The sequence below is a fragment of the Alphaproteobacteria bacterium genome (assembly GCA_016722515.1).
GTDB lineage: Bacteria > Pseudomonadota > Alphaproteobacteria > Rickettsiales > JADKJE01 > JADKJE01.
On the sequence record JADKJE010000001.1, the window covers coordinates 829,135 to 848,104 of the forward strand.

Sequence of the window (18,970 nt, forward strand, 5' to 3'; positions counted from 1 at the left end):
CCTCAACCATACCCTAATATACACCTTTAAGCTAGCCAATAGGGTCAGCCATTCACTGAGGCAGATATCCTTGCTTCATAGGCTCATCCACAAACAAAAAAACAAGCAATCCAAAATAAACTCTGTACTACACCATAACATTCATATAATATATTGAAACACAATGCTTATATAGCCACAGGAGCCCCATTAATGTTAGAACGTATCTGGACTGAAAGAGAAAAAAAAATCTATACTGGATTATTTGATAATTTTCCCGAGCAAATTCATACGCCTGCTAGTGCTGATGCCGTAGCAATTGGGGGTAGTGAGTTACTTTTCTCCTGTGCCGGTGTATTTGAAATACCACCGTCTTCTAAAGAAAAATATTGGACTTACTTAACCTCAGGCTTAAGCAATGCATCTGAAGCAGGTGAGGTGTCCGGATATGGGATTGAGTTGCTTCTTCAGCTTCCAGAACAAGCAGCCTGGCCAGTCCATTTATTATTTAACCTTATGGGATATATCATGCACACCGGCAATGTGTTTTCTGAAGGACACCGCATACCGACAGGCCCCATAAGATCTGACGATAAAGAGTGTCATTTAAATACTCTTTTGTTCTGGTCCCCCATTTCCTTACCGCCTTCCTTTCAGCTGGAAAGCGGTACGGTTGATATCCTGCAAATCCACGCCATTACCAGTGAGGAATATGCATACAGCAAAGAACATTCATCATATGAAATATATGATATCTTACAAAAGCTTCCCTATTTCCCAGCTATTGATATTAAGAGAAAATCAAGTATTTGATTTTCTCTTAATTTATGATGTTTGTTGTCAAAACAGATAATCAAAATGAGGGGGCATTTCATTTTAGAACAGGCCTTCAAACCCCTATATTTAGGGCTCTTGAGCTGTTTTTGCTGTTCCCCTATCCGCGGAGCAATAAAGAACTACTTCTAAAACTCCCCCAATAATTCATTATGAATCCCCTAGATATCGTGCTCAAAAAGCCATGATTCTTTGTCAACTTTCCTCCATCCAACGACACCTAAAGCATTACTATATTTATTATAAGTAAAACAATTTATTATTATAATTGCCACATAAATATCATATAAATAATATATAATATCGTTAATAAAAATCAAAATCTTTAATAACGATGAATATATGAAAATACGCAATACACCCGTGACTTCCGATATTAATACTCAGGATATTTTGACTCTTATCCGGGGATGGGGTGAGCCTTATTTTAACAAGCGAGCATTAAATGATCATCTCAAACCATTCGCCCTACCAGAATTATTTTATCCCGCCTCGTTGCGAGGAAAGGCAGAATATTTAAAGTACCTACTTGAGCTAACAAGAAATGGAAATATAGACGACGCTACGAGGCAGAAATCCATCTATTTCATCGCAGAATCAGCTGAAGCATTATTATCCGACAAGGTTGCCGCACAACTCAGCAAGGTAGAAAGCCTTTGCAAGCATCTGTTTCTCCATTATTTGGATTCGGCTATTGCGCATAATTCGCGTCTTGATCCTGAACTTAAAGTTCTCATTCCTGAAAAAAAACGCCTTCAGAAAACCGCAACTGAACTCTACAACGACATCCTCGCACATCCCGACAGTACACACGCCCAAAAATTGGGTGCTTATTATTTTATAAATGAAATAAGGAGCATGGACTTAAATTACCTCATACACGCTGAATTTATAGAAAATGCAGATTCTCTTGCTCACATTATGATGAAAGACGCTCAAAACTGGGCAGACTATCATACGCTTGTCAACGTGTCTCAAAAAATGTGCACAGCAATATTCAATAATCCTACACCTGGGCTGAAATGCATGGAGAAATCATCCATTTATGCTGAAAGTTTTTATCGAATCCGCTCAGGTCATCCCGATCATCTAGCGTATCTAATTGGTCAGGCTGAAGCCGCTTTTGTGCATGGCGAGCAACGTGTAGGAACTATGAATCTTGTGCAATGTACGCTAATTACGGTCAGATGCACTGATAAAAAATATAATAATTTAACGCTGGTCATGCATAAAGATTTTCAAATGAACCGTGATGCTATGTATGACTTGCTTTTTACATTACCCCAAAACACTCCATGGGATATTGGATTATATGCTTCTGCCGGCCCAATAGATCCCACAGGCAATTCCAGAAAAAATTTATACGAAACCCTTGATGTTCTGCGTAGTTTTCCTAATGCAACGGTCAAACATACGGCTGTTTTTGATATGGGGTTTCCTAGTGGAATTATTTATGATGCAAAAACAGGCTTGGTGAAGGAAGGTTTTGCAGCCATTGAACGTGACGACATCACCTTCGCTGCTCATCCGAAATATCATACGTGGAAGAATAAAAGGGATGGTCAAGGAACCTACCCGCAATTCCATGTAGCATATGATCTTACCCATGAAGTGGCAAACACAGTCGCACCTCCCCTTCCACGACAAATTTTAAGCAATGCATTGATGGAAATTGGACATAGCTTTCCCAATTATGCTGACCCAGATTTTAATTCAAATGAACGAAATAGGCTTGCTACAGCGTTTAGCCAACAATATTCGATTGAATTCAGGGTGTATTTTGACTACCGAAATAATTATATACGTGCGGGTCTGTGTAGTGAGGTTTGTGATGTAATTAGACACTCTATTACCGATTTTCTTCACCATTATCCGGCGCAATCACATGAATTACAACGTCTGTACCTAGCACTGGAAAATGCCATGACCGCTAAGGGGGTTAGACTTTTTGTTGGCGACAATGCTCAAGTGTATAATCGATCTTTTTATGATTCCATCAGAAATGGCAGCCTTTTTATTCAATCAGATCCCATAAGAATTAATGAACAAGCGCTCGAATCCTTTGTAAACTGGACGCCCAGTGAAGCAACACACTTGAAGCATTACCAAAACACAACCATTTCAATCATAAGCAATCCCCTTGAATACATTGACTCCATGAATGAAATTGATAAATCTCCCGCACTTCCTCTTTCTATTTCCGAACAGATTAAAACAATGAATGCTGTTGAGGAATTGCTGGTTCAAACAATAGAAGCGGTGCGTACCTATCAAAATCTGGGGATACTCACACCCAATAAACAACATTGCGAAAGTATAGAAAATCACTTGCATGCATTTGATAGGAAGATTTCTGCTTTTGAACACTCTATAAAAGAAAGCAAAATGAGTGATCCGGATAAAGATTTCTTGAATGGAGTGTGTACCCATTATCGTGGTGCCGAACATTTTCATAGCGTGCATAAGAACCGGATATTTGACGACAACAGCACCGAAGAAGAACGTTACAGCGACCAACAGATTCTAATCATAACACTCTTAGATGTGTTAAAAAACAACGCGAGAATCATCGCAAACGGCAGATCACCGAAGCAAGAACAGTTCATGATGAATCTGCTAGCAGAAACCCATCTGGCACTTGCAACTGAATTTTTTATAAGAGATGACATACTGGACGCAAGGCAACACATTACAGAAGCCATTATGTATGCTTCCACTACTAAAAATAGCGCCTTGATGCCCAAACTTTATTCATTGAAAGCAATGACCTATTCCTCCTCCAAGGATTGGACTCATATTGATACTTCGCGTGCTGATTATTATACTTACCTTGGTGCGCTATCCAGCATAACTCCTTTAGATAAGAATGCCTATTGCATTTATGGCGGGGAAGCCGCTTTGCTTAATAATAAGCATTCTGTAGGAACGCCTGATGTATGGGAAACATGTTTTGTAACCATCACCTGCAAAGATCCTCATCAACAGAACCCGTCACTGGTATTTAATACCCATCGATGCCTTCGGCACGAAGCCATTGGTGCTTTACTTAGGAACCTTCCCCAAAACGCACCCTGGGATGTAAATATCATAAGCGCAGTCAATCCCCAGGATAGAAAACGTATCGTACGGGTTGAAAACCAAGCTATTGAAGTCATCTCACAAATCAGAGCTATTAAAAACGATGACGTAACATTCCATATAAATTTGCAATTACCTTGCTGTGAAGGGGTAACCTATGATGGTGCAACAGGCAAAATATCCATCAAGAAACCTGTCATTAGCCGCGATGATGGAGAGACAGCACGCATATTAGATTCAAGCAATATAATGCATACTTCGAAGGGAAAGCCATTCGTTGCATTTAAATTGGCTTATAATCTTATAGGCCATGACGATTTGAGTCATGCAATGGTTAATCCTCGCAGATATAATTTAAATTATATTAACTTTCATGCGCGGATCGATCCAGATGATATCAAAAACCTTCTCCAGAATCCAAAAAACAAAAATTATTCCAAAGTGGTCGTCGAAGATCACAAAATATGTTATTCAGCTGACAGCTTCGTCGCACTCTCTGATTTACAGAAATTATGCCGCACAACAAAACTTTTTATTGAAAAAGCCATTGATAAACGCTTGAAAGAGCAGATCGAAAAACACTCAGAATTCAGAGAATTCGATTTCAAACAAAAAGACAATATGCTTAAACAGTGGCGCGGATCGCTGCTCAAAGATATAGAAGATTCAGGATTAAAAATTGCCATAGGCACAGACCCCAAGGCATTGAATCCGGAATTATTCAAAACCATTGAAACAATAGGTTTAATCCTTCAGCAAAATCACCTTATATTTAAGCAAAAACAATTTTCAACATTGGCGCAACAACAAGAGGATGCGGTCAAAAAATCAAAGTCATCTGTTCGAGCAACAACAGCAAACAGGTTGGATCAGCAATCCCAACCAGTTAGGAGAGACCGATGACGTTGAGTGTGCCACGCAGCATTAAAAGTCAGGAATACGCCTGTGTGAAAACAGATGATGTGATTCTACGTCCCATCGCGCTTGGCGATTTTAATTTTGATAAGGATCATGGGCTGGCTATTTATAATCCGCAAACGAGAATGCTTTTTTTTAGCTGGAACTGTACGTTTGAGCAAAGCAAAGAGCATGTATTAAACGCCTTACCCACCGACAAATCAACATATGCACAAATTAATTTTTACGGCAATGACGCTAGCCCTCTCATCCATTTTCTATTACCCTGTATGCTAGAAAATAAGGTGATCAATCTTGACAATGTAATCACCCATTCTGTGAATGAAAATGGATATGTTCGCGTTCCTGGTAATGAATCCCAAGCAATAATCTGCCCCTCCTCCAAGCGCTTCCCCCCCAGATTCATGTCAACATAGCCCCCAAAAGGGGGATTTCAATAAAACCTTCGATAACAATAACTTAACACCACGGAAAGAACTCAATTGGATAACTCCCCATGAGATCTTCCTAAAGAAATGTCAGAGGGCTGCACTTCAAACTAGAATGTGGACTCCACTATTTTTCTATGGAGAACTATATGCTTTCTGGTTAGGTAGAGCCTGTATACGTTCTGTCCATTTTTGCTTCTCGATAGATTCTATCAAGGACAATTTAGGATCTTTCGAGGGCAATTCAGGAAACATCTCACGCAGGCGAGATGCCAATTGACAAGGTTGGCTGATACTTTTCAAATACTCATTATCACCCGTTAAAACAACCATTAAGCTGTTAAATAAAGCCAAATAACCGCAAGAGATGCCATCACTTTGTTGACGCTTAGGTGGATTTCTTAACACCTTGATTTCAGGATAAAGGCTAGGCAAATCAATTAGATGCCACACCTCTTGGTCATCAGAAAACGCGTCTTTTATTCCGGCGGTAAGAGCATTCGTAAATGATTGAGGCATCGTATACTCAGGCTTTAATGAATCAACCGTTATTAATAATGGAATCGTGTTACCCAGCTTGTTGCCATGAGGCGGCTGATAACCAGAAGGCAGTATTACGCAAGAAACCCAGTGACTCCCTCCTATAGCAAACGCATCAGAAGATGAATTAGCTATAACCGACTGCGTATTTATGACCATCACTATAGGCAAACGTTTATATTTTTCTCCTAAACAAGAGATATTCTTTATATAATTAACGACACCTTCGTTAGATCGGTGAGGATTAGAATCGAGGGGGGAATTGATAGATGATAATGTTGGGTCAATCACAATAGCCTTATCCCCAAGCAAACGGTTTAATGCCAGATTAATTCCATACTCTGTTGCCCATTCGCGAGAGCTAGTTTGTGTCTCTTCTGGTAATTGCCCCAGGGATTCAAACAAATCCCACACACTTTCAAGCGTTATGTCGTGGCGTATAGTTACAGGTGCGGGGGTATTAACGCATGTCTCCCGAGTAAAATTACTTGAGCAAAGGGTATTATGACCCAGTGATTTATCTTTCAGTGCCATTAGCCAATTTAAAACGCTTTGACGGGAGCCTTGCGATTGCATAGGTTGCCATTGGTTGTAGCTTTGCATCGTTTTAGGCAAGCCTTGTTCATGTGGTTGGAATAACGTGTCCCGGATTTGAATTTCAACCTTCGTACGTGAATTACCCTGGAAAAAACGAGACCAATCTTCGCCGCTCATGGCTATATCGCAATCTATTAAACGCAAGCTTTTCAACGATAGCTGGCTTAATATCCACATATGCTCACTGTTAATAATGGCCTGTTTCAAATAGAGGCTTGTTAGCTGCTTTACATGGAGGAGCATATTAAATAAAACTGTCTGTGTTTCTGGCTCCATGGCATCAAGATTTAAAACAAGTTGGCATCGCGACAATGGTACGACTCCAAAATCTCCGGCTTTAATAGTATGATTTAATCTCACGTGTAACGATTGCTCAGGGGTAAGATTCTCATCCACAATTGCCTTTTTCCAGTTTTCTAGAGCCTGGTAAACATTAGAAAATAACTCCGTACTTAAGGATAAAGGAAGATACACATTATGTTTTTCTAGATAAACTCGCCAGCGTGCAATGACCATCGCTGGATGGGTATGGCGCAGCCCATGATCCCAGGCATTACTGTCAATAACCATAGCAAGTGGATAGTGGTTTTCTCCACTCTTATGCTCCTTTTCTTTGTTGATGTCCTCTCTCCCCCGTATTAAGGATAGGAGCTTTTTATACCATGTCTGCGCAGCAGCAAACTGTTCTTTTGATTGAGAAACGAGCGGTAATAATTGATAATGATGAGGCCCCTGCTTCAACATACCAGGCCCCTGCTTCAACAGACTGAAATGAACTGGCTGACAATTCGTCATGCTTTGATATAAACTCGTCACCAACAGATCATCCCTTGCCGCATTCCGCAGTGCGTGGAAATAAACCTGCTTCAGTAAGGTATCATCTATATCTTTAAATGCCGAAGCGTACAGGGGATTTATCAGAAACCATTCTGGCGCATAGGAAGCACAATAACTTAACAGATTGCGATCATCGTGAATCTGATCCTTCAATGTTCGTAAATAGCGATTTAGAATAACGAGATGAGACGTAAATTTAGAAGAAGCAGTGGTTTGAAAACGCGTCCCATCCTCTAAAAGAGATGGGATTAAAACGTCAAGCATATTTTCCTTATCATAAGCTTCCCTATCTTGCGTTTGGCCGCGGGAAAGTACATTCCATAAACGCTTATGCAACGGTGCTTTAGGCGCTTGATATAGACTATATTCGAATTTATCAAAGAAATAAGCAATCAGCCCAGAACGTTCATGCGGTTTCATCGGAGTAACAGGGTTTTTTAACCAGCTAAGGAGATAACCAACCCCTTGTGCCCAACCGCTTATCTGTGTATCGTCAGTGCATGCATCTATCGCTTGCGCGATACTATCTTCTTTGATCAGTGCAGTCAGGCAAACAGATATGGATTGATCGCGGCGATTAGTATCTTCAATTATAAGTTGTTTCATGTTTCACCTACTCTGACTTTGTTAATAAGGGAGAGCCTATTATCCTGTTTCAGATAGGGAGTCAATGAGTATCATCAAAAACAATAACTCCCACCCTTTGCACAAGTGAAGAATCAGTGGGATAGCTTTTTTGAACTACCTCCAACTCAAACTCCATCGCAGCATGGATAGTTTCATGTGCCAGCAGAAGAGTGGTTTTAGCACAGGCCCTAGAATATTAAGAGCACACAACAGGCCACATTCACGTTTGAAATTCTTATGGACACCCGTGCTCCCCTCGGCAATTCAAGCGCTAGGATCAGCATGCCAGCGGGTAGCATTCGCCACATTAGACATATCTAAAGTTCCACAAGCCCTTCCAAAATTAGCACGATCATCATAAGAATAAAAAACAAAATTACATCGTTGTCATAAATATTTAAACAATCAATTGACGTCATAAATATGTTATATTATTAATGAGGAAAATAACATTAAATCAACTTATGGTGGAGAGTCATTGATATGTCCAAACTGATAATTAAAATTGCACATTCATATAACAAAAACATCTCAGAGCTTTCATTTGAAAACGTTCATACATTAATTAATATAAATGGAAATAATAAAAAATATTTGAATAAACTTTTTATAGCAATAAATCATGAACAGCAACTCAATGCCCTTGTGAGACTAGAGCTAAATAAGCTATTGATTGAGGAATATAAAGCCTATTTATCCGTCTCCCATTTTAGAAACGTTCTTAGGCAATATGCCAATGAGTCACATAGAGAAAGCAAATATCAGAATCTTTTTTATCTGATTTCAAATCAAAACCAACAAACAATAGATGAGATCTTTACAGAATCCTATCATGCAACCGATTTTGAGGACATAAATTATGTGATTTATCTTACAAGTGGCATGGATCTCCCCACCTTATTTTTAACGCATCCCCTACTAAAACCAAGTAAAAAATGTTTATTAGATGCACTAAGCGCGCCCAATTTAAATTTCATTAATTTTACATATGAATTAATTAAAAATAATTACGCTTTTAACTGCAATGACTACCATTATCTTTTAAGCAAAAAACCGCATCTCAGTCCCACAGAACAATTGGACGCTCTATTTAAAACATTAACTAATCCTAATCAGAGCAATAGAAGGACCGATGCTTATAATAAAAGCCCATTGATAAGAGACTTAACCAAAGTTTATGGCCAAGATATATTTGACAATGCTATTGATCTATTTCCAACTAACAAAAAAGACAAGTACGTTCAAAAATATGCTTCAGCCTTGTTGAAGTCAAGGCTGAACGGACAATCGACTAACGTAAGCTATCTTAGTGGTTTTATGCTTTGTTCTATCAAATGGTTACCCCATCTCATACGCTTAAATAATCATGACGACTTAAACCTTTTATTTAAAGAATCACAACATAGTTTAAAAGCAAACGCCATTGATTGCCTGACTAGAATAGAAAGTAATCAGGACTTATCTTACATAACAAAATCATTTATAAACAAATCATTTGAATCATTTCAAACTGATTTGGATAATTTAGACATTGGAACATTTAATAAAGAAGATCAACACTACGGTGGAACATTTTATAGATTAACCAGTTCTTTCCGCCAATATAGTTGTTGTTATAATGATTTTATTAACAATCTAATCCCATTAATTCCAAAAATTATCGAACACTACCATCTGTTTTTACCTGCGTATTTACACGATCTGAATGAAGTTCAGGAGCAGGAGATGAACCATTATTTAAAATATATCAATCTAATGGTTGCCTGTTGGGATGCCTGCTATGAAAACAAAGAATGTGATAAACCTCATTATAACGCTGATTTTACATCACTATTAAACCAATATTTGAGAAATGAATTTAAACTTAATGATTATATAGAACCAGCGTCATCCCTTTATTTAGGTGTAATAAATCACCATTTCATTCCAACTAAAAATGCAAGACTAGCCATAAGCACTCCTGTAGAACCAGCGGTCCCCCCAAATCAAACGGAGTTTCCGGCTTCTTTATTGCAACAAATCACCCAATTTACATTCATGAATTATAGCCTTCGTTTTACCCATGAAGATGAACGCAACGACTTCGTAAAGCAATTAGATGAAAGGTACCCTAAACTTATTTTCTCTCTACCCAACTCACAACAAAACTTCTATCTTGAATTCAAAAACAGTGAAATAGGCGGCCTCGTATATGAGCAATGGTTGAAACTGCACGAGCAACTTAAAGAATGTATCCAGTGCCATGTTCCGAACATTCTTTTTCGGGACGACAATAGCTATTCCCTTCAATTTCAAAATAAGAACAAACTGGATGTCTTTGTCAATAACCTGGCTCAATGCTTGGGACTTCCAAGAAAAGCGGCACTCACTCTCTTCAAAGCCACGAAAGCTAAAGAAAACGTCGAGACAGATCTCCCTATCCGATTATTAATAACACAGGACACTCCACCTTTAGTGTTAGCTGTTATCACAGCGGAAAACGATCGCAGAAATGAGACCGAAATGCACCTCAGTTACGCTAGCCGCATAAGAATCCCAGAGAAAATCGGATGCAACATCAAACTTTAAAAAGTAACTCACGACAAGATATTGCTATTGAGATAGACCTTTTGTTTATCAACACATTCCTTCAAAACATCATAGAGAAAAGCAGCATCAATATTATCAGCTAAGGTATTGCGTTTTATTCCAGTGTATAAAACCGTCACTTAAGACAATTTGAGATCATTCATCGCAACAACCATCGATTTGGCACGTTTTGCTGCGTCTGTGCGTTTACGCTAGAATCACTAAATTCACCTATTCCCTTCTCCTTAGATTCAACTATCGAATTGCTTAAATTTACGCAGAGCATATACCCAGCAGATCCCTGCCAGCATAAGAGCCACTTTCAGTAAACCTATTTTGAGCTTTGGAAAGTCAATCAACCCGGCATTTGCAAGCAGTGCTTGCCCTATGTCGATTGCCATCATAAGCACGAGGAGAATGGGACCAATAATAGATTTACGTTTTTGCGTATAGAAGGCAATACCCGCAAAGAAAATAGCCCCGACCAGCCCACCTCCCAGTATTGATGCCGAATCCTGTATCACAAAGGTGGCCAACACACCAATAATAATTTGGAGCGCCGCCATGCTATAAACGAAGACTAGACATGACCGATGAACAAACAAAGCATGTTCCTTATCTTCGATTTTTGATTTCAGCAGATAGCGCCATTTGCTTGGTTTAGATTGAAATTGTGCACTCATATTTATCTCTTATTTTGGTTATTATTTTGATATCTTGCCATATTAGCGTACACTTCCCTGACAATCACATTCAAAGGCCACCGACCTTCCTATATTATGAAATATGCCATTTCCTCTTGATGATTCAAGAGTTTTATATCACAATGCATGTGATTGTAGGTTGAGGAAGAGGATCACATTCATGGATTTAGGGGCCTATCTAAAACGCATCGGCTATACGGGTACCCTTGCTGCCACTCTTCCTGTGTTGCGGGATATTATTTTCGCACACACCTGCTCTATCCCATTTGAGAACCTTGATATCCTAATGGGGCGTCACATTTTGTTGGATACTGAATCACTTGAGAGCAAGCTGGTACGTGACTGTCGCGGTGGTTATTGCTTCGAGCAAAATGCTTTGCTATTGTGCGTTTTGCGTCAGATTGGTTTCTCGGTTACCCCTTTGTCCGCACGTGTGCGTCTCAATACAGCACGTGAGATAGTCCCACCACGTACACATTTATTTCTTAGTGTTGAGATTGATGGTACACCTTGGCTGGCAGATGTTGGCGTTGGTGGCCTTTCACCAACGGGTCCATTCCAACTGGATGTATTGGACGCTGAACAACTAACACCCCATGAAATGAGAAGGATTGTTTGCGAGCCGCACCGATCATCGCTACGTTATTTCCATCAGGCCAAACTGGGGGATAACTGGGTAGATATCCATGAGTTTACCTATGAAACAATGCCAGAAATTGATCGTGAGGTTGGCAATTGGTGGACAAGTACACATGCGAACTCAAAGTTTCGGAATCATTTGTTCGTTGCCCTGGCTTGCCCTGATGGTACACGCATTTCAATTCAAAATCACGCATTCAACCACCGTCGTGGTGCAGAGGTGCTCGAACAGTTTGAAATTATAGAATTCAACCAGCTCTTGAGTGTTCTCCGAGAACGATTTGGAATACACCTTCCTATAAACTCCACACTCAGCGTGCCTGGAATTTCGTGGCTGCAATGAGTGTTTGTGCGTTGATATTTTGGGAGGAATGGGATCCGATAGCTATTAACGACTGCCCGGAAGCCAGAAATGAATCTAATTCATATGCAATCACATTTGCAGGCCTGTTTTTGGACGATACTGATAAACAGGCTTTATTCCAAAACTATGCAAACACACAATCCGCATCCGTCAGCTTGCATTAGTATGCGTCGAAGGCTAATCTGCTCAGAGCTATGGGATCGCCGGATTCGTTTAAGCAACGTGATTAAGCGTTTTTATTTTATACCAAGTCTGATATTTAAACAAACTAATTAATAGCGCAAATCTGAGCGATCCGCTCTGGAGTGAAGTCGTGAATGGCTGCGCAAACGGCAACTTCAAGCTCATCTATTGAATCATAGATTTTGTTTCTGATGGTTATACGCTTGAGTTGTTGCCAGAATCTTTCAATCAGCAGCACCTTGAACATGCTTCGGTCTCGCTCTTTTAAATGAGTACCCCTCTTTGCGAATAAGAACCCACAACGTGTTGATGCCCATCCTGATACCAAACTCATCTTCTATCGATTGCCTTAATTTTTCAAGTGTTCAATTGATATCTCTGCCTGCGTGATTTCGTCCCGTGTCAACCCATCTAATCACTTCCGCTTTTTGAGCTTCACTCAGCTTGCTCCTTTTGGGCTTGCGTGGCCTATCTTCTAAACCAGCAAGACCTTCTTCGCTAAAGCGCTTAACCCAAGCTTTTATCCGACTGCGATCAATTCCTATCACCGAACTAACCACATTAATGAGTGATGCCTCAAGCTCCTAATCGCCTGCAGTCGCCATGCAATCCGGCCAGATAAACCAAGACCTTCGAACGCTTCGTCAGCCTTTAATAATAAGTCAGCATCAATATCTTTTACTTTTCGTCCCATAACACCCTCTTCAATTAGAAGACATCACAATACACAGTGTTTGGTGTGTTGGCAATGGGAAGTATTATCATATAAAATCTCAAGTAATTGCCATAATACAAAATATTATTTAATTACACAGCATTTAAATAGAAGGAACTTGACAACAACATTATATCAAGTAGAATAATATTCTTTTTAATCTAAAAAATGGATATTTACTATGTTTTCTTTAATAAAAAAGATACAAACTCAAAACGAAATAGAAAAATTAATTAGAGATGCGCAAGCGGAAAAAGATTTTTCAAAACGAATCCCAATCAATGAATCTATTCTAAAAAAAATGAATATAGACCAATTACTTAGAATCCTTAATTTAACATGGGCAAGAGGAAGGGCAAGAGCAGAATGTAGCCAGGCATTATTAATAATTAACGAATTAGTATCCAGAGAAATAATAGACCAAACAAAAGCATTCAAAGTGGATTATAGCATAACCGGGGAAAAGTTAGAAAAGCCAAGCTATTCTCCGTTTGATCCTGGTTTGTTGGTTGATTTATGTCTGTTGATAAAAGATCCTGACGAATGTGCAAAATTAATAACAAAACTACACGAATCAGGAATAGGCGTACGTGATAATAAGTTTTTATTTAATATACTTAAAACTTCTCCCAATATAACACGTAGTTTAATGAGTTGTGACAATTTTTTAAATGAGGTGTTGCCATTTAATGTGAAAAACCACAAGGACACATTCATTAATATTCACAAATTACAGGCAGAGGTGATAGAATGGGCGGTTAAGATGGAAAGCAGATCTATTTTTGATGATTATTACGCAGAAATGGATGCCGCTGAGCAACGAAAAGAGAGGATAAAATTGCTATTTGAACTGAAGAATAAGAATCATTCAGAATTACTTTTAGACCTTGAAGATGCAATTAATAACCAAGCCATAGCACTTGCCGAGTTAATTGTTCATAAATTATTAATTGACAATAAAAAAAATGAGCTATCCGAATTCATTAAAACAAATTTTTCTAAAATTTATGATAAATGTAATTCAGATAATTCAGCAAGACTTATTATCACATTATCACGTTTAGAAGTAGCCCCATGGAGCTCCAACACTAATTTAGACTATAATGGCTGGGAAAATATACTTTTATATCACCTAAAAGATGCAGATTTAGTTATCAAGCTTTCTGATGAACGTATTATACCAAATACCATTTTAATTGAGTACATACGCAGAAGTATAACATGCCCTCCTACTAATTTTCAAAAGCTTATCGAGCAAGCGAACAAACTTAATATTTTAGCAGAGCCTTTCGAATACTACAACAGCGCGGGAGAAGCAAAAACCGGTAGTCTCCTTGATGTAGTTTTATGCAGAATTTCAAATACAGACCCTGGTTCTGATTCGGTACTTTTAGATCTCAAAGAAATTGCACAATATTTACATAATTGTGAACTTAATTATTCCGAAGAAAATGAAGAAATTTTAAGAAAAATTATGAGACAAACAACAAAAAACGCACGTAAAACTATTATTGATAGTGAAGATTACTTTGAAGAAAAAAAGCCTCTTATCATTGAATGTCCTGTCGCTCAGAATGGAGGTGTCAATCCAATTTTGCACGAAAATACAAATAATCTAATTTCAGAATTAGATAAATGTGTGCTTCACAATAACTTTGATAAACTTGTAGAAGTCCTGTGTGAAATTCGAAGTATAAATAAAGACAGTCCTAGTAAGCCAGAGTTGTTAAAAAAGGCTTTGGTTGCTGTTATTGCATGTAACGCCGAAGCACGCTCCCCAAAGAGATTGGAACAAATAAAGCTGTTAGTGGCAGCTGGAGCCGACAAAAATATGGTGGATGAAAAAGGTAATAATTTAGTTGGAATTGCTATTTTGTGCAAAAAACGAAACCTAGCACGAGCCTTGATTAATGAAGACGTGGATTTGTCTAAAGGAAATGATGTTTATAACTTGGTGAAAAATAAAAATAATACTTTAGCAGAATTTATTCAGGAAAAACGTTCCCAAATCCAACTGAATGTGTCTTCAAACTCTGAATTGGCTGATAACACATCCAAATCTGTTCAGAAAAAACGTCCCCAAATCCAACTGAATGTGTCTTCAACCCCTGAATTGGCTGCTGAAACATCCAACCAAATTGTTTTGCTATCTACGACACGTAGACAACCTGTTACAAGACGCTCTAGAGATCCAAAACCCAAAGATCAAAACCCCAAAGATAATATCTCTAGAAAGTTCTAGATCTCACGCACGGATACAATTTTCTTAGCCAGGGTCGCTCCTCAATCCATACTTAAGGAATGAGGAGCGATCCATGAGACGTTATTTGCTACCTACATATATAGTGGCTCTGTTTCTAAAGATTAAGAATCAGCGGGCATATGCTCCTCGTACATGAATATTTGTTTTATATTAGGAACAAATATGATTTTTTTTCAACTAATAATATCTGCTTGGAGCCTAAGATGACCACGAAACGTCTGTTGTTTTTTTTATTGATTGGAGTTGCTGGCCTATCCTTTATATGGTCAAACCGACTTATCCCAATGAATGAGATTCACGTTGTTGGTTCATCCACTGTATTTCCATTTGTTTCGAGTGTTGCTGAATCGTTCCATCATGCAACGCAAAAAAAAGGCGCCTATTGTTGAGAGCAATGGTACGGCAGGCGGGATCAAAATTTTCTGCACGGATACTGGTCCTAATGCTCCTGATATTCTTGATGCATTCAGAGTCATTTATCCTAGCGAACAAATGCTGTGCAAAAAACATGGCATAGTGGAATGTTCGCCTAAGATACTGTCATCATGACAAGTGCGATAGAGCTTGCTCGACTGCTGGGAACTGACAGAAGAATACGTGTCGAGCGTTTTGGTCTCCTGCAGCCTTGTTCCCAATCTTTGTTGTTTTCGTCGGCTACTATTTAAAATTAAGAAACTACGGAATATCGAAAGGGCTTTTAGGATTTCAAAAGCAGACTTACGTCTACGTCCTATTTTTGATCGAAAGAAAGAGAGGCTAGAGGCGTACCTATGTACAGCCTTCTTCGAATGGCTTAAACTTTCGCAATTTAGGTTTAACTATTTGGCTACTTCCACCATCACTTCATTACGGCGCAAGAAAGGCAATGTCCACGGCGGGTTGAAGAAGGCGTAGGTGGGTTCGGATATCGCGTTCAATTTCGTTGTGCTGATAAATGTCTGAAGCTCATCAGTATGCGATTTGAGGCTTTCCTCGCTAGCCATGCCGGAAAAACGGATAACCGCAAAACGCTTACCCGGAACTTGCTGCAGCGTCACGGCATCATTATTGGGCTTCGGCAGCGTATCCATCGTATAATTGGCGGGCATCACAAAACGCACTTTCCAACTAGTACCAGCACCTTCCTGCGTGACTGGCGCGGTCATGGCAATTTTTTTTGCGGGTTGTTGAATAACGGGGGCAGTCATCGCTACGTTTTGTTTAGGGGCATTGTTGCCAAAGATATAATCAGCAATGATGCGGAATCCTTGGCTAATTGCTTCTTTGCGTTCACCGGTTACTTCGGCCTCGGCTACGATCATCGGAGTATAGTCACGGATTTGGATATCGCCTTGCGATTCTACCACCTCAAATTTCGCTTGCTCAACATTACTCATAATCGGTCCCCATGCTGCCGCACCAATGACTGCTACACCCGCGATAATCCATAACATACGTTTCCTCATTTTGTTGGCTCCTCCAGCCGGTAGCCGATGCCCGGCTCGTTGATAATAAACTGGTCACGCGCTGGGTCTTTCTCGAGTTTCTGGCGCAGCTGGGCTATGTAGATGCGTAAATACTGGTTATCGTCGCTATAGGCTTCGCCCCATACGTGCTGCATGAGATATTTGTGGGTGAGTAGTTTACCCGCATTCATCGCCAGCACTTTGAGAAGATTAAATTCTTTAGGAGATAACTTTATCCGCTCACCGCGTAAAGAAACAATGCGTTTCATCAGATCAATGCTAAGATCACCGATAATAACGGTCGTTTCTTCTGCAACAGCGACAATCGCATCACGCAGTGCGGCGCGAAGTCGCGCCAGAAGCTCGCCTGTACCAAACGGCTTGGTGACATAATCATTTGCGCCGAGGTCGAAGGCTTTGATTTTTTCTTCCTCACCGCTACGCACGCTAAGCACGATGATCGGTATTTTTGACCATTCGCGCACAGTTTTTATGACCTCAGTGCCATCAATGTCAGGCAAGCCCAAGTCGAGCAGCAACGCATCAGGCTTGACTGACGTTGCAAGGCGAATACCTTCATTGCCCGATTCGGCAGGAATGACGGCATAGTCATGCGAGGTGAGTGTAATGGTCAGGAATTTCCGTATCTGCGGATCATCCTCAATCACCAGTATTTTGGGCTGTGTCGTTCTCATGGTTCAAACTTCTTCTATTTCTTTTTCAATATCAATTGGTATTAGGACTTCTTTTGGCAATGTAAGCCGCACGCATGTGCCCTTGCCATCGTGGGGATCAATAGCGGTAATCGTTCCACCATGCGCCTCGATAATCCCACGGCAAATATAAAGTCCCAGTCCCGTTCCTGCGATTTTACGGTCACCGTGCATGGAGCGGTAGAATTTTACGAAAATCGCTTCCCGTTCCGATTCAGGAATGCCGTCGCCGTCATCATCAATATCGATAGTGGCGGATTGATCACTGAAGGATGCAATGATTTTTACCTCACCTTCGGCTGGGCCATATTTGATCGCGTTCTCAAGCAGGTTTAGGAACACCAGCTCCATCAATGCGGAATTGACGTATAGCAGCGGAAAGTTCGCTTCGGCCTGAATGGAAAATCTCTGCTTGCCGATTAATGGGTGAAGGGATTTAAGCGCACTGGCCAGCATATCATGCAAAAGAACCTGGTCTTTGCGTATTGCTTCAAGCCCGGATTCAAGACGGCTAATTTCTACCAGATTATTGATGAAGCGGTTGAGTTTTTGTGCTTCTTCCAGCCCTCCAGCGACAATCTCGCGGCTGTCGAAGTTATCCTGCACCTGCTTCATATCCTTAAGTGAACTGAACGCACCGATCACCGTCACCAGCGGTGTTTTGAAATCGTGCGATACAGAAGAAAGCAGAGCGGAATGAAATTTCTCTTGCACGGCATCACGCAGTTTTTCTCATGCGCTTCGGCAAGACGTGCTTTTTCGATGGCACTGGCGGTTTGTGCGGTAAGCGTTGCGAGTACTTTGGAAGAAAAACGCCCGCTCACATCCGAGCCTACGCAGAGTAACCCCAGCGCAGATTCATGCACGGAAAGCGGCAGATAAAGATTTGGGTTATCTGTAAAATGCTTGGTGCCACTGCCAACGGGTGTGTTGTTATCGATACAAAACTGCCCGGCCTGATTGAATCTCTCTTTCTCGCTTCTCAAGATGATTGTCGCCTCACTATCCAGTAATGAGGATAATTTTGCCTCTGCTGCGCGTCGCATATCAGGGATATTGGCAATCCCCAGCATGTCCTGGCTCAAAGCATAGACGCCCGAAAGCACTCGCTCACGCTGCATGGCCTCTTGCGCCAGTTTGTGGATGCGGCTGGAAAGCGTACTTGCGACAATCGCCACAAAGCTAAGCGCAAACATTTTGGCAATGTTTTCAACCTCCCACAGACCGATATGCCATACTGGAGGTAGCAACACAAAATTATAGGCAAGTACGGAAAATACAGCAGCGATAAGCGACACCAGCAGACCATAAAGCACTGCCCCCACCAGCACCGGAATGACAAACAGGACACTCAGCGTTTCAGGCGATGGAAAACCCGCCAATACCAATAACCATGCGACCAGTGATGTAAAAATAACGGTAGCAACGGTAATGCTAACGCTGACAAAGAAATTACGGCCACGCGAACCAGTTTCACCATCGGTGATAAAATGATGAAGCTGCGTTTCCACTGTGCCAGTCGATACCATAGATTCCTG

At 40.3% G+C, this 18,970-nt stretch carries 15 protein-coding genes; 6 read left to right on the forward strand and 9 right to left on the reverse strand.

All coding sequences use genetic code 11. The annotated features are described in order from the left end of the window. Positions 1-192: 192 nt before the first annotated feature. The 3 genes from IPP74_03800 to IPP74_03810 all read left to right on the forward strand — a co-directional run bounded on the left by IPP74_03800 (position 193) and on the right by IPP74_03810 (position 5,225). Positions 193-792: a suppressor of fused domain protein gene (locus IPP74_03800; GenBank protein ID MBL0318411.1), complete on the forward strand. Its 600-nt coding sequence runs from the start codon at positions 193-195 to the stop codon at positions 790-792. A 363-nt stretch (positions 793-1,155) separates the two neighbouring features. Next, positions 1,156-4,794: a hypothetical protein gene (locus tag IPP74_03805; protein MBL0318412.1), complete on the forward strand. Its 3,639-nt coding sequence runs from the start codon at positions 1,156-1,158 to the stop codon at positions 4,792-4,794. Next, complete coding sequence (locus tag IPP74_03810; GenBank protein ID MBL0318413.1) at positions 4,791-5,225, forward strand: hypothetical protein; 435 nt, start codon at positions 4,791-4,793, stop codon at positions 5,223-5,225. Before IPP74_03805 ends, IPP74_03810 begins: the two co-directional genes overlap by 4 nt. 147 nt (positions 5,226-5,372) lie before the next feature. Here IPP74_03810 and IPP74_03815 read toward each other — a convergent pair whose 3' ends face one another. Beyond that, positions 5,373-7,817, reverse strand: coding sequence for a hypothetical protein (locus IPP74_03815; GenBank protein MBL0318414.1), 2,445 nt, complete (start codon positions 7,815-7,817; stop codon positions 5,373-5,375). A gap of 504 nt (positions 7,818-8,321) precedes the next feature. Here IPP74_03815 and IPP74_03820 point away from each other — a divergent pair. Beyond that, positions 8,322-10,406 (forward strand): hypothetical protein, encoded by a 2,085-nt coding sequence (locus IPP74_03820; protein ID MBL0318415.1) that lies wholly within the window; start codon positions 8,322-8,324, stop codon positions 10,404-10,406. Positions 10,407-10,657: 251 nt separating this feature from the next. Here IPP74_03820 and IPP74_03825 read toward each other — a convergent pair whose 3' ends face one another. Further along, a complete protein-coding gene (locus IPP74_03825) occupies positions 10,658-11,089 on the reverse strand; it encodes a hypothetical protein (protein ID MBL0318416.1) in 432 nt (143 codons plus the stop codon). A gap of 103 nt (positions 11,090-11,192) precedes the next feature. Between IPP74_03825 and IPP74_03830 the strand changes: the two genes are divergently transcribed. Continuing rightward, a complete protein-coding gene (locus tag IPP74_03830; protein MBL0318417.1) occupies positions 11,193-12,092 on the forward strand; it encodes an arylamine N-acetyltransferase in 900 nt (299 codons plus the stop codon). Positions 12,093-12,520: 428 nt separating this feature from the next. Here the strand turns inward: IPP74_03830 and IPP74_03835 are convergent, their stop codons facing one another. The 3 genes from IPP74_03835 to IPP74_03845 are packed head-to-tail and all read right to left on the reverse strand — an operon-like array spanning position 12,521 to position 12,990. Further along, complete coding sequence (locus IPP74_03835; GenBank protein ID MBL0318418.1) at positions 12,521-12,637, reverse strand: winged helix-turn-helix domain-containing protein; 117 nt, start codon at positions 12,635-12,637, stop codon at positions 12,521-12,523. A 24-nt stretch (positions 12,638-12,661) separates the two neighbouring features. After that, the gene (locus IPP74_03840; protein ID MBL0318419.1) at positions 12,662-12,844 is read right to left on the reverse strand and encodes a helix-turn-helix domain-containing protein; all 183 of its coding nucleotides are present in this window, start codon (positions 12,842-12,844) and stop codon (positions 12,662-12,664) included. Then, a complete protein-coding gene (locus IPP74_03845) occupies positions 12,841-12,990 on the reverse strand; it encodes a hypothetical protein (protein ID MBL0318420.1) in 150 nt (49 codons plus the stop codon). The genes IPP74_03840 and IPP74_03845 overlap by 4 nt, the downstream gene beginning before the upstream one ends. A 202-nt stretch (positions 12,991-13,192) precedes the next feature. Between IPP74_03845 and IPP74_03850 the strand changes: the two genes are divergently transcribed. After that, a complete protein-coding gene (locus IPP74_03850) occupies positions 13,193-15,253 on the forward strand; it encodes a hypothetical protein (GenBank protein MBL0318421.1) in 2,061 nt (686 codons plus the stop codon). Positions 15,254-16,092: 839 nt separating this feature from the next. Here the strand turns inward: IPP74_03850 and IPP74_03855 are convergent. Genes IPP74_03855 through IPP74_03870 form a run of 4 tightly spaced genes read right to left on the reverse strand, consistent with a single transcriptional unit; the run spans position 16,093 to position 18,961 of the window. Continuing rightward, the gene (locus tag IPP74_03855; protein MBL0318422.1) at positions 16,093-16,719 is read right to left on the reverse strand and encodes a heme-binding protein; all 627 of its coding nucleotides are present in this window, start codon (positions 16,717-16,719) and stop codon (positions 16,093-16,095) included. Further along, complete coding sequence (locus tag IPP74_03860; protein MBL0318423.1) at positions 16,716-17,414, reverse strand: response regulator; 699 nt, start codon at positions 17,412-17,414, stop codon at positions 16,716-16,718. The genes IPP74_03855 and IPP74_03860 overlap by 4 nt, the downstream gene beginning before the upstream one ends. Positions 17,415-17,417: 3 nt before the next feature. Then, positions 17,418-18,146 carry a hypothetical protein gene (locus tag IPP74_03865; GenBank protein MBL0318424.1) on the reverse strand — a complete coding sequence of 243 codons (729 nt, stop codon included), beginning with the start codon at positions 18,144-18,146 and terminating at the stop codon, positions 17,418-17,420. Continuing rightward, positions 18,080-18,961: a DUF4118 domain-containing protein gene (locus IPP74_03870; protein ID MBL0318425.1), complete on the reverse strand. Its 882-nt coding sequence runs from the start codon at positions 18,959-18,961 to the stop codon at positions 18,080-18,082. The genes IPP74_03865 and IPP74_03870 overlap by 67 nt, the downstream gene beginning before the upstream one ends. Between the last annotated feature and the right edge of the window lie 9 nt (positions 18,962-18,970).